We start from the raw sequence: 14,882 nt of genomic DNA on the forward strand, positions 1-14,882 counted from the left end.
GCTTTTTTACACCTGTTAAACGACGAAACTCATCTGCTGCTAACTTGTTTATCGTTTCCCATCTCATTGATCATATCCACCTTTAATTTTTAAATAGCTATTTTGCTAGATTAAATACGGTTTGGAAAGAACTCTATTGAAAAATCTTCGTGTACAGAGAAATGGTTTGTATGGATGTATGAATCATCAAACAAAACGTATATAATTAGCCCCACTTAAATTGCCTATCACAAAGGTTAATATGCGAAATATTCTTGTTACTAATGCTTTACCGTATGCTAATGGACACTTACATTTAGGGCATATGCTTGGTTATATCCAATCTGATATTTGGGTGAGGTTTCAAAAAATGCGTGGTAATCAATGTCACTTTGTTTGTGGCAGCGATACTCATGGCACACCTATCATGTTGAAAGCGCAAAATGCAGGTATTAAGCCTGAAAAGCTCGTTGAGCAAATGAGTCAGTCACATCGCGATGATTTTATCGATTTTGAAGTGGAATTTGATAATTATCATTCGACTCATCATCCATTAAATCAAGAAATCGTTGAACAGATTTATTTGAAGTTAAAAGCAAGCCACTTGATTGAAATGCGTGAGATTGCTCAAGCTTATGATCCGAAAGCAAAAATGTTTTTACCGGATCGTTTTGTAAAAGGAACATGCCCAAAATGTAAGGCAGAAGATCAGTATGGTGATAGCTGTGAAGTTTGTAGCGCCACGTATTCACCTATAGATTTAATTAATCCCAAATCAGTAGTGACTGGTGAAACACCGATTCAAAAAAATAGTGAACACTTCTTTTTTAAATTGAGTAAATTAAGTGAAGATATTCACAAATGGATGAAACATACCAAAGCATTACAACCAGAAGTTCAAAATAAACTAAAAGAGTGGTTTGAATTTGGACTTCAAGACTGGAATATTTCACGTGATGCCCCATATTTTGGTTTTCCTATTCCAGGCACAAATGAGCAAAAATATTTTTATGTATGGTTAGATGCACCAATGGGTTATATTGCAAGTTTCAAAGATTTATGTAATCGAGCGGGAATTGATTTTGAAAGTTATTGGAAAAAGGATAGCCAAGCTGAGCTGTATCACTTTATTGGTAAAGATATTATTTACTTTCATGCACTTTTTTGGCCTGCTATCTTAAATGCAGTGAATTATCGTACACCAACGGGAATTTTTGCTAACGGATTTTTAACCGTAAATGGTAAAAAAATGTCTAAGTCGCGTGGAACATTTATTGCAGCGCGTACGTATTTACATCATTTGAAGGCGGAGTATTTGCGTTATTATTTTGCCAGTAAATTAACGCCACGTATTGATGATATTGACTTAAATTTAGAAGACTTTGTTCAAAAGGTAAATTCGGATGTAGTTGGTAAAGTTGTTAACATTGCAAGTAGGTGTGCTGGGTTCATTAATAAGCAGTTTAATGGGGTGTTAGCTTCACACATTCAAGACCAACAAATCGTTGAACGTTTTCATGCGATGCATGAAGAAATTACTCAATTATTTGAAAAACGTGATTTTGCTCAGGCTTTACGGATTATTATGAACTTAGCAGATCAAGCGAATCAGTATATTGATTATCATAAACCTTGGCAGTTAAATAAAACAGAAGGTCATGAGGCATTAGTGCATGATGTTTGCAGCCTTGGTATTAACTTATTTAAGATCATAATTGGATATTTAAAGCCAATTATGCCTGAGTTAACATTAAAAGCCGAAGGTTTTTTAAATATCAATCAAATGCAATGGGCGGAAATTCCTAACTTGCTTTTTAATCATAAAATCAATGCGTTTAAACCATTAATTGATAGAGTTGAAGCAGAGAAAATTGAATTAATTATCGAGGAAACAAAAAAGATGCAAACAGAAGCAATGTCAGTTAAAGAAACACAAAAAGCTCAAGTGACAAAAAACAGTTTAAATATTGCAGATGAAATTAAAATTGATGATTTCTTAAAAGTCGATTTACGTATTGCTAAAATTATCGAAGCTGACCATGTTGAAGGATCCGACAAACTTTTGCGTTTGAAGCTTGATTTAGGTCAAGAGCAAAGACAAGTTTTTTCTGGCATTAAATCGGCGTATAGTCCAGAGAAATTAGTTGGAAAGCATACGGTAGTGGTGGCTAATTTGGCGCCTCGTAAAATGCGTTTTGGTATATCAGAAGGGATGGTATTGTGTGCAGGAGAGGGGGATTCGTTATATTTACTCGAGCCTGATGAAGGTGCATTACCAGGTATGCGAATTGGCTAAGTTTTGTTTGAGAATAAGCGTGTTGTCTTTTTGAATCATTTCAAGCTGTCTTAATGCGCTCATACCAAGCAAAATGAAATCATCGTCACTACTTGGGTTGATACTTGCTCGTACATCATTCAAAACAATGTTCCCAATGGTAAGCGTTTTAACGTAAGTTTGGTATACAGTAATATTGCCATTTGCTGTACTGACGGTGTAGCCTAAACCTTTTTTTAAGCCAACTTTTTTTGCAATTTCCTCAGGAATGGAAACTGAAGTAGCACCTGTATCAATTAAAAACTTCACCTTAAGGTCATTGATTGTGCCATAGCTCATATAATGGTGATTATAAGCACGTAACGTTACGATTTTTTCGCTTTTGCTTTTCTCAATAAAAGGGGTCAGTGCTGTATTTTCTTTATACTGTAAATATGAATGGGCAATATACGTTATAAGGATAAAGACAATAACCCAAAAAGCATACATAAATCGTTTTTGCATAGGTTACTGCATCGTTTCTTTGAGTAATTGAAATATTTGGCGGTAGGATTTCAGCGGTTTTTGTTGTGAAATTTCTTTGTGGTGGTTGCGAATAAGTTGACGCAATTGCTGAACATCAATATTGGGATAATCACTCATAAGCTTATTAAGTGCATCTTTGGTGGTGTGTTCGTTTACAAGCTCATCACGCAACTGCTCTAAACGGTGCAATTTTGCGCTTTGAGCATGATTTTTTTGGGTAAACCCTTCGTAAATTTCATAAGCTTTTTCTAAATCAGTATTGCGCATAAGCTTGCCGATATATTGAATTTGGCGTTTTAAAGCAATACGTTGCATTGATTTTGCTTTTAAAATTTCATCAATTATTTTTTCATCAATCGGAAGCTTTTTAATACGTTCTTCACTTAATTCAATTAATTTCTTACCAAAGTCTGTAGTACTATGTGCTTCTTTTTTTATTTGGGTTCGACTTTTTTGTTCATTGGTGGCATCATAATGATCGCCATTTGCATAATACTCTTGGATCATCGCTCGTTTTCAGTAGGGTTTTAGCGTAAGGATATGTAGAATCATATCATATAAATCATTATTATAAAGAGAGGTTTTAACATGGATGAACGTAAAATCAACATAGCTCGTTAATGTTTTTAATAGGATTTTGTCATAATGATGTGTAGAATAACACACCCATTCTTGAAGTCTCAGAAACCTTTATTAGGAGGATATTTAAATGTTTGATCGTTGTGTGTCTATTGCAAAATTTGATCCAGAGCTATTTCAAGCAATTGAAAAAGAAAATAAACGCCAACAAGAACATATTGAATTAATCGCTTCAGAAAACTATGCAAGCCCAGCAGTAATGGAGGCGCAAGGTTCTCAACTTACTAACAAATACGCTGAAGGTTATGCCGGTAAGCGCTATTATGGTGGGTGTGAATATGTTGATGTTGCTGAAGAATTGGCCGTTTCTCGTTTAAAAGAGTTGTTTGGAGCAGATTATGCTAATGTACAACCACATTCAGGGTCACAAGCAAATGCAGCTGTTTATTTCGCACTTTTGCAACCTGGAGATACTGTTTTGGGTATGTCTTTAGCGCATGGTGGGCATTTGACTCATGGTGCAAAGGTAAATTTTTCAGGTAGGTTATTTAATGCTGTTCAATATGGTTTAGATCCTAAAACTGGTGATATTGATTATGCTGAAGTGGAACGTTTGGCAAAAGAGCATAAGCCTAAAATGATTATTGCAGGCTTTTCGGCTTTTTCTGGAATTGTGAATTGGAAAAAATTCAGAGAAATTGCCGATCAAGTTGGTGCATATTTAATGGTTGATATGGCACATGTTGCAGGTTTAATTGCAGCAGGAGTATATCCGAATCCTATAGCTTATGCCGATGTTGTAACAAGTACCACTCACAAAACATTACGAGGTCCGCGAGGTGGAATCATTCTTGCTAAATCAAATCCTGAGCTCGAGAAAAAGTTTCAATCGATCGTATTTCCAGGCACACAAGGTGGACCACTTATGCACGTTATTGCAGCAAAAGCCGTGGCATTTAAAGAAGCGCTTTCGCCTGAGTTTAAAACCTATCAACAGCAAGTTGTTAAAAATGCTAAGAAAATGGCTGAAGTTATTATGTCGCGTGGTGTGAATATTGTATCAAATGGCACCGAAAATCACTTAATATTGATTGATTTAATTAGTAAGAACAGTACAGGGAAAGATGTTGAAATGGCACTGGGGCGTGCTAATATTACGGTCAATAAAAATTCCGTGCCTAATGATCTGCGTTCTCCATTTGTTACAAGTGGGCTACGTATTGGAACACCTGCGATTACAACACGTGGCTTGAAAGAAAAAGAGTGCACCCAAATTGCACATTGGATATGTGATATTATCGATAACCTTGGCGATGAGAAACTGGAGGTAGATATTAAGCAGAAAGTGATTGATTTATGTACGCATTTTCCTGTGTATAGTAATACTTAATTGTATAAAGCTTTTTTTTTTTGGAAAAACTCGCTTAAGTTTCTATTTTTAAATTTTTAACATTAATATTGCAACTAACAATAATAAACATGACATGCACCGATAAATAATCTTTCTACTAAACCGGTTTGCAAGTTGTTTTTGTATGTTTTGCCCAAAATAGCTATAGGTTATTCCGCTTAGGCATTGCATGATCAGAAATGTAACTGCCAAAGTTAGGGTATTTGTAAATATACCACCATCTGTATCAGTAAACTGTGGAATAACGGTACTAAATAAGATAATTGTTTTGGGATTTGAAGCAGCAACTAACGCTCCTTTAAAATACATACTATTAAAAAACCGCCATTGATATTTTTTAAAGGATACAGTTGGTTTTTTGATTATTGCTTCTGATGATGCCGTTTGCCACTGCTTCCAAGCTAAGTAAAGTATGTATGAAACACCTATTATTTGTATGAATTTTAGAATAAATTCATATTTGAGAAAAACAGCAGTAAGACCAACAGTAAAAATTAATAATGATACTAAATATGCACTGCTTGCCCCTAGCTGAGCAAATAAGGTTTTTGTGAACCCATTGTTTGCAGCAACAGTCATTAAGAATATTGTCATAGGTCCTGGGCTAAAAACCATAAGTGTACAAAATATAAGGTAGTATAAATAATTTTCAATTAACATATTTGTATTAAATAACCTCATATTGCAGTGAGTGATAAATATCCTTTATTTCCTGTAGGGTTTGATGCGTTGTAATCCCACGTGTTTCAAATGCAATTAAACCTTTCCATTTGCATTCGATTATTGTTTCTACAATTTGTTTATAATTAAGCGTTCCTTCATCTAAGTACCAATGTGAGCAGCCAGAATCCGCTGCTTCAACTACTGCCAATTCTGCACTTAAATATTTTTGATGAGCAAAGCCGAGCATAAATGGCAACCCATAGTTAATTGTGCGATTGGTTGTTTTATTTCTCCATTTCTCCATTTCTCCTAAATTAAATATGATCTGAGAGAAGAATTATATTGTTTTTTGTTATAAATTGTCAAATAATAATTATAATTTCTCTTTAATATTGTATTTTGTTGTGTAGTTTGTAATTTTTAATTCAAAATAAAAAATAGTTTACATTTAATGAATTTTTTCAACAATTTATTTTCAATTAACTCAACTTAATAACCATTAAGGTCGTTATAGAAATAAGTTTTGAGCGAAACAACCAGAATATTTGATAAAATAAAATATCTGTTAAAACCTGTTCAAAGTCTGTTATGATCTCCTAAAGTCTACGTTTTTAAATTCCAACAGGGAGGGGAGTTGAAATGCGAAAACGCTATCCAAATAAGTTAGATATGAACGTTATGGTTAAATCACTTTTAGTTTTTGTATAAATTTTGCTAATATGCTCATATTCTAAATGAAAGACTTCTTCTATAATATGTAAGTTCTACAAAGTATGCTTTTATGCTTCCATAAGTTGATCAGTTTTGTTATGCTGTGATAGCAATAAATAATGTTGCCTAAATTAATAACCAAATAGAGAAAATAAATATGAGTAAATTACAAGGTACAGTGAAGTTTTTTAATGATGCAAAAGGATTTGGATTCATTCAACCGAGCAATGGTAGTAAAGATGTTTTTGTACATATAACAAACTTGGATGCTACAGGTGGCACTTTACAAGAGGGTCAAACTGTAGCTTTTGTAGCAAAGCAAGGTCAAAAAGGTATGGAAGCTGTTAATGTTGAATTAGTTTAATGCCTAAAATAAGGGTTGATGATCGCAGACCTTTTGAGGTTAATTTAAGGCAATTTAAACGTGCGTGTGAAAAAGCGGGCATTATTAAAGAGCTACGAGAAAGAAAGCATTATATTAAACCAACAGAGCAACGGAAGATTGCAAAAAGAGTGGCAATAAGTCGCACAAAGAAAGCTGCCAAAATGGCATTACGCCCAAGATTTAGTTAAAAAACTAAAAGCACCTGATCGAAAAGGTGTAACTTTAATAAGATCAGTGATCGCAACAATATTTTGAGTGTCTTACTCTCTATGTAAGTCTAAACGCTAACATTATATAATACATTCGTTTGTTTTAACTCTTTTATGTGCTTCCCAAATAATTTGCTTGGGAATATTATCAAAAGGCTTTGTTGATATTAAATTTATTTCTTCCATATTACGTTTGACTCATTTCTAAACAACGGCATGCCCGAAATATTTTGATAAAACGCAATTGATTCTTCTAAATTATTAACGTGGATCATAATAGGTGCCAAGCGCATAATATTACTCATAAACTTTGATAGATATGAATCAAGATGGTAAGGAATCAATGGTGATCATACAATCAAAAATGAGCATAAAAGAGAGAAAATTTATATGATATTTTAGGTAGGCAAGCACTAAGCTTTTAGCTTTTTAACTAAAACGTCTTGTTTGGCATGATGTAAGACGGCGTTAGCTGTTGAACCTAAAAAGAAGCGACCAAGTGCACCACGCTGATGACTCCCAATCACAATAAGACCATAGCCATGTGATTTGGCTGTTTCAGTGATTTCATCTGCTGCGTTACCTGTTTGCAAATAACGTTGACCTTTAAAACCATATTGCATTGACCATTCATCTAATTTTTTTTGCATGTCTTCAGTCAACTGAGTTTGCACCTCAGGCACAATGCCATAAATACCAGTAACAATGGTTGGATCTCCTTGAACACAAATTGTCGAAACAGAGGAATTGAATGTGGTTGCTATTTTTTTAGCAAGTTTAGCAACTTCAGCACTATCGTCTTCTAAATCAGTAGCCAATAAAATCTTGTTATAGTTGGTAACTAAATTGGGATGATCTTCTTGAATGCGTACAGTTAATACATCACATTTTGATTTATGTAAAACGCTGTTTGCAGTTGAACCCAATAAAAGGTTTAGACCATGACGTGCATGAGAGCCAATAATCACCAAATCGCAACCATTTTCTTCAGCATAATGTGTGACTTCATGATTAGGGTTGCCTTGTGCTATATGAAACTCTGCTCTTATTCCTTCAAATTGCGGCTTGATTGCTTGTAATTTTTGTCTTGCATTTTCTTGTAAGCTCTTTTGAAAATCCATTGCAGCTGGAACAAATTCAGCAGTATTATCAATAACGGTCATAATATCAAGTTGCAAATGAAGTTTTTGAGCAATTGATTTAGCTGAATCAAGTATATGTTGAAAATCTTCATATATATTGATGGCAACAAGTGCTTTTTTATATGACATAGATTAACTCCCTAGATTTTTTCCATTAAACTAATTTCACGAAGCTAGTGTAGCATACTTTAAGTTAACTGCTAGTGTGTTTTGTTTTTATAAAACTATTCTAAATCAATAATTGTATAATTTTTAAATATAACCTGGAATCTTTATTTGTGTTGATTTAATATTTTTGACATTTGCTCAAATGTCAAACAAGATAATCTTACCTATCTGTTTAAAGGAAGCTGAAATTTGCTGCTAAATGACAGGGTAATAGGGCTAAAGGAATAAATCTTAGTAGATTAGTCATTTTGATGACTTTAATTCAATGGTCTTGATCTTGCAAACATATCTTATTTACACTGAATTCACTAACATGACATCACAAATAAAAATGAAGAAAATAATGCCTGAAAAAAAACTGATAAAATTTAATAACCGTGGAAAAGCATTTTTAGGTGCTCCTTCAGGTGGGAGGTGCTTTGGAGCTGTCGTTAACTTTTCACACAACCAGGTCGTAAAAAAATAAAAGATGCTTATGTAAGTTCAACTATTGCTGATCTGATACAAACTAAAGCAAGTCTAATAAAAGAAGATAAAGATAAAATTTATGCTGAACAGTTTTTAGAAAGTAAAACTTTATTTAAAGCAAACACCATGGAGGCTTTAGTAGATTTAATTATCAATTCTCCTCCGGGGCTTTATAATATAGAGATGCGACACAATAAAAAAGAAACAGGTCATATAATAGCAGTTAATGTAATTGACAGCGAAAAATCGTTATACTTTGAACCTAATAAAGGAATATATGAAATATCAACACAGGAAGTTTCAAAGTATTTCAAAAAACATGATGAAAAGGGACAGTATAACCATTTTACTTTAAACCAAATTAATGAAATATCGTCTAAAAAGGCTTACGAAATAATGAACATGAAATCGAAAGACAAAAATTGGTTAAATAATATTGTAGAGGGGTATTTTACTGAAACAAAAGAGCCTTTCAACACACCCTTCAAGACTATGTTTGAATCAAAACAAGACTTTGAAAACCGAATTAACCAAAATTACTCAATAAACAGGTAAGAAGGGGATATTAAAATAATTGGGTAGATTCTTTCTAGGTTATAATGGCTACAATTAGTAATCTAGGAATGAAAAATGAAACAGAAACAACAAAAATTATTATGTTACTCAAAGAGTAGTTATTATCGATTTAAAGCGCTATATGAGCAAGGTGGAGAATAAGGTGGCAAAATATTCTATCAGACTTCGGAGGATACAAAAAGTGTGGCAAAAGTGTTGTACTTTATTAACGCTTGATTAGAAAAATAACAGTTAGAGCGGCAATAATATAAGCCATCAGCACAATTAGCATCCCATTGTGGTAGCTATTGGAGTCATATAAATAATTGGTTGCCTTTCCTTGTTGACTCACACGAATAATAAAACCAACAAGTGGTTGAAAAATAAAACCTGAAATGACAACAGCCATATTATTAAAGCCAATAGCTGTTGCACGATGTTCTAATTTATTATTACGACTGACCAGTGAGAAACTCAACGCTTGCCCAGCGCAAGCTGCTCCTGCAAGCAAAAATAAGAAGATCAGCGCCATTAGGCTAGTAATAGGTATAAACATAATAAGTGCAAATCCTACTACACCGATTAATGCACATATTGTTAGTGTTAATTTTAGTTGATGTGTTTTATCTGCGACGAAACCAAATAGGGGGCTACCGATTGCAATGCCAATCCACATAAAAGTCACGATGGTGGCAGAGGTTGCAAAGGGTAGATTAAAGTATTGTTCAACAAATGCAATACCGTAAAGAGATGCAACAACTGCCATTGGCATCCACAATAAGCAAGCGTAAAGGGCAATAAACCAAGTTTGAGATTGTTGAGCCACAGTCTTAAGAGCAGTCCATGCTTTGGTAGGAGCATTAGTTAAATGCTTATTAGGTAGCTTTAAAAATAAAAGCATGATGACAAAAAGTACTAAACCAAAACTGCTGATAATCACCATTGTGGTACGCCAGCCAAAATGCTTAATAAGTGGTAACAGTGGAAGTGCACCACACATTGCACCTAATGCTGCAAGCATTTGAGTGATCCCAGTAATGAGTGTAAAGTAGTGCTTGCTAAACACATGACTTGCCACTACTAAAACTCCAGTAAAGGCAAATGCTGATCCAAACCCCATAAAAATCCGTGCACAAGTTGCCAAATAAAAGTTTGGCGCTAATCCAAACAAGAAACCACCAACGACACAAATTAATAAGGGCAATAAAATAACATTACGTGCAGAAAAGCGATCATAAAACAAACCAGCAGGAATTTGCATAAAGGTATAAGTAATAAAATAAGCACCTGAAGTAACTCCCAACCAAAAAATATCAATTTTTAAGCTATTCATAAGATGATTGGTCATAATGCCAGGAGAGACCTGAAGCGCCATTTCAAAAAACAAAAAAAGAGCGACTAAAATAAATAAAAATATTGAGCGTACCATCATGTTTTGCCTCATTTTAAAATTTCCCTAAAGTAGGGAGCTAAGCTTGCTTAGCTAAGTGTTTATAAATTACATGGCGTATTTCGACAATATCGTTGGTAATGTGTCTTCAGCTCACGGTGCATGACTTTGTTACTTGCTGTACGTGGCAACTTATCTGTTAACACAATGTCACTGATTTTAAACAAAGGATTAAGTCTCTCCTTGAGTATGCTCTGCATTTTATTTTTAAGTTCAACTGGGCTGCACAGTCTTGTTTGGTTACCACATAAATAACGAGCTTACTGATGCCTTCATTTTCATCACTAACCGCAATTGCCGCCAATTCATAAACGTTGTCAAGTTGAAGGAGAACTTGCTCGATCTCAGCACTGGATGTTTTGATTCCACCTAGATTCATGGTGTTATCTGCTCTACCTAATGAGCGATAATATCCATTTTCTAGCCTTAACAATAAATCACCATGACGGCGTAAAGGCACGTTATGGTAATAAGGCATTTTTTCATAGTAAATAGCGTTATTATTGGCATTGAGTAATCGGTTAGATAAGCCCAATGCACATGAACTTAATGCAGCCTCACCTTGTATTAGTCCTTCATCATTTAGAATTTCTTGTTGTGTATTTAATAGTTTTAACTCAATACCAAAACAAGGTGTAGAAAAACAAGAAGGTACATTGGGTTGTAATAGTGTTGAGCTTATATAAGCACCACCAATTTCAGTGCCGCCACAGTATTCAATAATCGGTTTATAGCCTGCTTTCATGGATAGGTAAAGCATATCTTCAGGATTGGAAGCTTCGCCTGTAGTTGCAAAGAGTTGAATGTGTTGCCAATTTATCTTTTCCAGTAGATTTTGATTACGCCAAGCATTGACAATACTTGGAATAACACCGAGTTTTGTCACTTTGGCTTTTTCAACAAATCGAATAAAATCCAGTGAAGTTGGAACACCATCAAAAAGTGCAAGAGTAGCACGATTAATAAAAGTCGCAAATATAAGCCAAGGTCCCATCATCCAGCCAAGATTCGTTGGCCAAGCCCAAATGTCAGACGTATTGGTATTCATATATAGCTTGGCATCAGTTGCGGCTTTTAGCGCAGTACTTTGTTCCCAAATAATTGCTTTAGGTGTGCCAGTCGTGCCAGATGAAAAAAGGACATTAATAGGTGTTTGTGCACTTTGCATATATGAGTTAAAATCGCTTTTTAATGCGATCGGAAGATTTAATAGACTTTCAAAATCAATATCTTGTGGACGTAGATGTAATCTGGTGTAACTTGAATGCGTTTTTAAACAAATGATGGATGCTACTTCTGTTTCAGTTATTTTTTGATACAGAGCTAAGGCTTTATCATTTCGCTCAATAAAATCTTGTGTAAAGACAAGTTGACAGTTACTTATTTTAAGTCTGGTACAAATTTCATTAATAGAAAAACTATCTGCAATTGAAACTACAGTTGAGCCTAATTTGATAATAGCAATATACATAGCTACAGCTTCAATATTCATCGGCATTACAATTGCTATTTTGCTTTGTGGTTTTATTTTATAGTGCGTTATTAATGATTGTGCAATTCTTGTGCTCAGAGTGTCTAGCTCTTTATAGCTAAGTGTTTCTATCGTTATTTTTTCTTTTATATGCTTGTGATAGAGAATAGCAGGTTTATTCAAAATCGTGTTGTCAACATTCACACAACTGTTTGCTATATTAAAGCGTGCATTTGGCAACCAAGTAGGTGTATAAGGAAATAAACTGTAATCAAAAACACAATTAGCAGGTTGTGTAAACTCAATCGCTAAGTCATCAATAGCTTGTTGCCAAAAAGCTTTAGCTTGTTCAATACTATAACGGTGAAAATCTGCAACCGTATCAATATTCAGTCGCTTCATCCATTGTGCAAGGTAGTAATTTTGGGATACTTTTTCATCAGGGAACCACATTGGTTTAAAAGACTCGTTTTGATAACACAACTGATAGAGTTTTAAATGCAAAGTAAATGTGATATTTGGGTTTAGAATTTCTTTTGTGAGCACCTGCCATTTTTGTGAAGCAGTAAGGCTACTATTTTCTAAAATGGTTTGAATATGCTGAGCTTTGTCTGCCAATACGGTATTGTCTAAAAAATATAAATCCATTTGGTTATTCCTAAAAGATAACATACAAGCTTTAACCATAAAGTATTGTAACTCAAATATTCTGAAAGTAGAAAAGCTTCACTTAGCAATCTTTTTAAATAATTTATGAGAAAGAAGAAAGAAAATTGTAGAATCTAAATGTCTTAAATTTAGATAAGTCTGCAATAAAGAATTGACAAACGTTGCTTTTATGTAAAAAAATGTGACTTGATGTTCTTGTAAAGTGATTCAAATTTTAACCAACAAACCGTAACAACCCATATAAACTAATGGCTTTAGTTGGCTAAATTAAATCAAAACTAAATTTTGCAAGGGACTTAGTTGATTGTGAATTTTTAAAAGGTGGGAAATGAAAATCTAATCACTTAAGTATATAAACATCAACTTACAATTTTTATGCAATAAAAAGAGGAGAGAGAACGTGCAAATATACAATACTAAAACAAAACTCAAAATATCAATACTAGCCATCTTAGCTTTGCTGATAACAGCCTGTGGAGAAGAAAGTACAAAAACAACTAAGAGTGAAAACCTTAAGCAAGAAACAAAGTCAACTAATCAAACTAATCGTGCATTAAATATTAGCTTAAGCGAAAACATTCCAACCATTGATCCAGCATTGGTAAGTGATGTGATTTCATCTCGCGTTTTAAATGATTTATTTGAAGGCTTAGTTGCTGAAGATGAAAATAATAACCCTATTCCAGGTGTGGCAGAATCATGGGATATTTCAGATGACGGAAAGGTTTATACTTTTCATTTAAGGAAAGAAGCTAAGTGGTCAAACGGCGAACCTGTCACAGCAGAAGACTTTGTATATTCTCTAAAGCGAGCGGTAACACCAAAAACAACAGCTGTGATGGGAGTTTATTTAAATGCGATTGGTAATGCAAAGGAAATTCTTGCTGGGGAGAAATCACCAGACACACTAATGGTTAAAGCCATAGATGAAAAAACATTGGAAATTACCTTAGCTCATCCACAAGCTTATTTTCCGTCTGTGTTGATACTAGCGACAGCTCAACCTGTTTACCCACCAGCTGTAGAGCAATATGGAGATCAATGGACACAACCGCAAAATATCGTTTCAAATGGAGCTTATAAGTTAAATAAATGGGTTACAAATGGGGTGTTGAGTGTAGAAAAGAATCCCTATTATTGGGATGCTAAAAACGTTAAGATTGATCAGGTTAATTTTTATCCCATTACCTCACCCTCTGATGAGTACAATCAGTTCCGAGCCGGTCGAATAGATATGACTTACAGTTTACCACAAACAACCAGTAGTGAGCACTATCAAAAGATGTATGGTGAGCAATTTAAGAACATCAAACAACTGGGAACATATTTTTATTGGATGAATGTAAAAGTCCCTGGATTAGATAAACTTGATGTAAGAAAAGCATTGACAATGACAGTTGATAGAAAAGCAATTACTACACATGTTCTTAAAATGGGTCAAACACCGTTATATGGTATTGTGCCAGATGGTATTCAAAATGGTATTTATGCAGATATTTATAAAACACTACCAAGCTATGATTGGGTTAATTGGAGTGTAGATAAACGTAATGATGAAGCCTTAAAGCTTTTACAAAAATCTGGTTACTCAAAAGATAATCCACTTAAACTTACCATTTCATATAATACTTTTCCAGTGCACTTACAAATTGCGCAAGTAATTGCACAAATGTGGCAAAAAGCTTTTGATGGTGTAGTCAAAGTAAGTCTTCATAATGAAGAATGGAAAGTTTATCTGCAAACACTTAATAAAGCGGATTTTGAAGTTGCACGCCAAGGTTGGCGTGCTGATTACAATACTGCAAGTAACTTTGTCAGCCTGTACATTTGTGGCAGTAGTAGTAATCGTGGGCAATTTTGTAATGAAGAGTTAGACAAATATTACTATCAAGGTTTAGGTGCGACAACTTTGCAAGAGTATGATGAAAATATGAAAAAAGCGATCATGGTTGCAATGGATAACTATTACACTTTGCCTGTTTACAATGATTCATATTTTCGATTAGTAAGCAAAGATATAGGAGGCTATAATCCAACAGGTAATTATTTAGATCATGTTTATTCTAAATGGTTTTACTTTAAATAATGCATTATATGTATTAGTCTAGATATAATCTGACATTCATCTTGACTTAGATGAGGTTGCCTGTTTTGATAAACGTGAAACAAAATAAATCAAAAACAGGAGCAACCTCATGTTGGATACTAATAATAAATTCATC

General features: G+C 34.0%; 13 protein-coding genes. 6 read left to right on the top strand and 7 right to left on the bottom strand.

The window, feature by feature from the left end:
• Nucleotides 1-241 precede the first annotated feature (241 nt).
• A complete protein-coding gene (metG, locus tag DNJ77_RS09415; protein ID WP_116964810.1) occupies nucleotides 242-2,275 on the top strand; it encodes a methionine--tRNA ligase in 2,034 nt (677 codons plus the stop codon).
• On the opposite strand, the gene DNJ77_RS09420 is transcribed toward metG, so the two are convergent.
• Both DNJ77_RS09420 and yjgA read right to left on the bottom strand, forming a co-directional pair.
• Entirely contained in the window at nucleotides 2,252-2,758 is a 507-nt protein-coding gene (locus DNJ77_RS09420) for a retropepsin-like aspartic protease family protein (RefSeq protein WP_116964812.1), read from the bottom strand. The two genes, metG and DNJ77_RS09420, sit on opposite strands and share 24 nt — an antisense overlap.
• Nucleotides 2,759-2,761: 3 nt before the next feature.
• Nucleotides 2,762-3,286 carry a ribosome biogenesis factor YjgA gene (gene yjgA, locus DNJ77_RS09425; protein WP_116964814.1) on the bottom strand — a complete coding sequence of 175 codons (525 nt, stop codon included), beginning with the start codon at nucleotides 3,284-3,286 and terminating at the stop codon, nucleotides 2,762-2,764.
• A gap of 202 nt (nucleotides 3,287-3,488) precedes the next feature.
• Between yjgA and glyA the strand changes: the two genes are divergently transcribed.
• The gene (glyA, locus tag DNJ77_RS09430) at nucleotides 3,489-4,748 is read left to right on the top strand and encodes a serine hydroxymethyltransferase (protein WP_116964816.1); all 1,260 of its coding nucleotides are present in this window, start codon (nucleotides 3,489-3,491) and stop codon (nucleotides 4,746-4,748) included.
• A gap of 48 nt (nucleotides 4,749-4,796) precedes the next feature.
• Here glyA and DNJ77_RS09435 read toward each other — a convergent pair whose 3' ends face one another.
• Nucleotides 4,797-5,429, bottom strand: coding sequence for a LysE family translocator (locus DNJ77_RS09435; RefSeq protein WP_157966672.1), 633 nt, complete (start codon nucleotides 5,427-5,429; stop codon nucleotides 4,797-4,799).
• Nucleotides 5,430-5,436: 7 nt separating this feature from the next.
• Nucleotides 5,437-5,736, bottom strand: coding sequence for a hypothetical protein (locus DNJ77_RS09440; RefSeq protein WP_116964819.1), 300 nt, complete (start codon nucleotides 5,734-5,736; stop codon nucleotides 5,437-5,439).
• 564 nt (nucleotides 5,737-6,300) lie between these two features.
• Here DNJ77_RS09440 and DNJ77_RS09445 point away from each other — a divergent pair.
• Nucleotides 6,301-6,507 (top strand): cold-shock protein, encoded by a 207-nt coding sequence (locus tag DNJ77_RS09445; protein ID WP_116964820.1) that lies wholly within the window; start codon nucleotides 6,301-6,303, stop codon nucleotides 6,505-6,507.
• On the top strand, nucleotides 6,507-6,716 hold the full coding sequence (gene rpsU / locus DNJ77_RS09450; protein WP_116964821.1) for a 30S ribosomal protein S21: 210 nt from the start codon (nucleotides 6,507-6,509) through the stop codon (nucleotides 6,714-6,716). Before DNJ77_RS09445 ends, rpsU begins: the two co-directional genes overlap by 1 nt.
• Nucleotides 6,717-7,150: 434 nt before the next feature.
• On the opposite strand, the gene DNJ77_RS09455 is transcribed toward rpsU, so the two are convergent.
• Entirely contained in the window at nucleotides 7,151-8,008 is an 858-nt protein-coding gene (locus DNJ77_RS09455; RefSeq protein WP_116964822.1) for a universal stress protein, read from the bottom strand.
• A gap of 633 nt (nucleotides 8,009-8,641) precedes the next feature.
• On the opposite strand from DNJ77_RS09455, the gene DNJ77_RS09460 reads away from it, so the two are divergent.
• Entirely contained in the window at nucleotides 8,642-9,070 is a 429-nt protein-coding gene (locus DNJ77_RS09460) for a hypothetical protein (protein WP_116964823.1), read from the top strand.
• A 226-nt stretch (nucleotides 9,071-9,296) separates the two neighbouring features.
• On the opposite strand, the gene DNJ77_RS09465 is transcribed toward DNJ77_RS09460, so the two are convergent.
• Nucleotides 9,297-10,514, bottom strand: a complete 1,218-nt coding sequence (locus DNJ77_RS09465; RefSeq protein ID WP_116964824.1) for an MFS transporter — start codon at nucleotides 10,512-10,514, stop codon at nucleotides 9,297-9,299.
• A gap of 145 nt (nucleotides 10,515-10,659) precedes the next feature.
• Nucleotides 10,660-12,639, bottom strand: coding sequence for an AMP-binding protein (locus DNJ77_RS09470; protein ID WP_192877956.1), 1,980 nt, complete (start codon nucleotides 12,637-12,639; stop codon nucleotides 10,660-10,662).
• A 421-nt stretch (nucleotides 12,640-13,060) separates the two neighbouring features.
• On the opposite strand from DNJ77_RS09470, the gene DNJ77_RS09475 reads away from it, so the two are divergent.
• Entirely contained in the window at nucleotides 13,061-14,746 is a 1,686-nt protein-coding gene (locus DNJ77_RS09475; RefSeq protein WP_239986793.1) for a peptide ABC transporter substrate-binding protein, read from the top strand.
• The last annotated feature ends 136 nt before the right edge of the window (nucleotides 14,747-14,882 follow it).

The organism is Fastidiosibacter lacustris, assembly GCF_003428155.1.
GTDB classification, from domain to species: Bacteria; Pseudomonadota; Gammaproteobacteria; order Francisellales; family Francisellaceae; genus Caedibacter; species Caedibacter lacustris.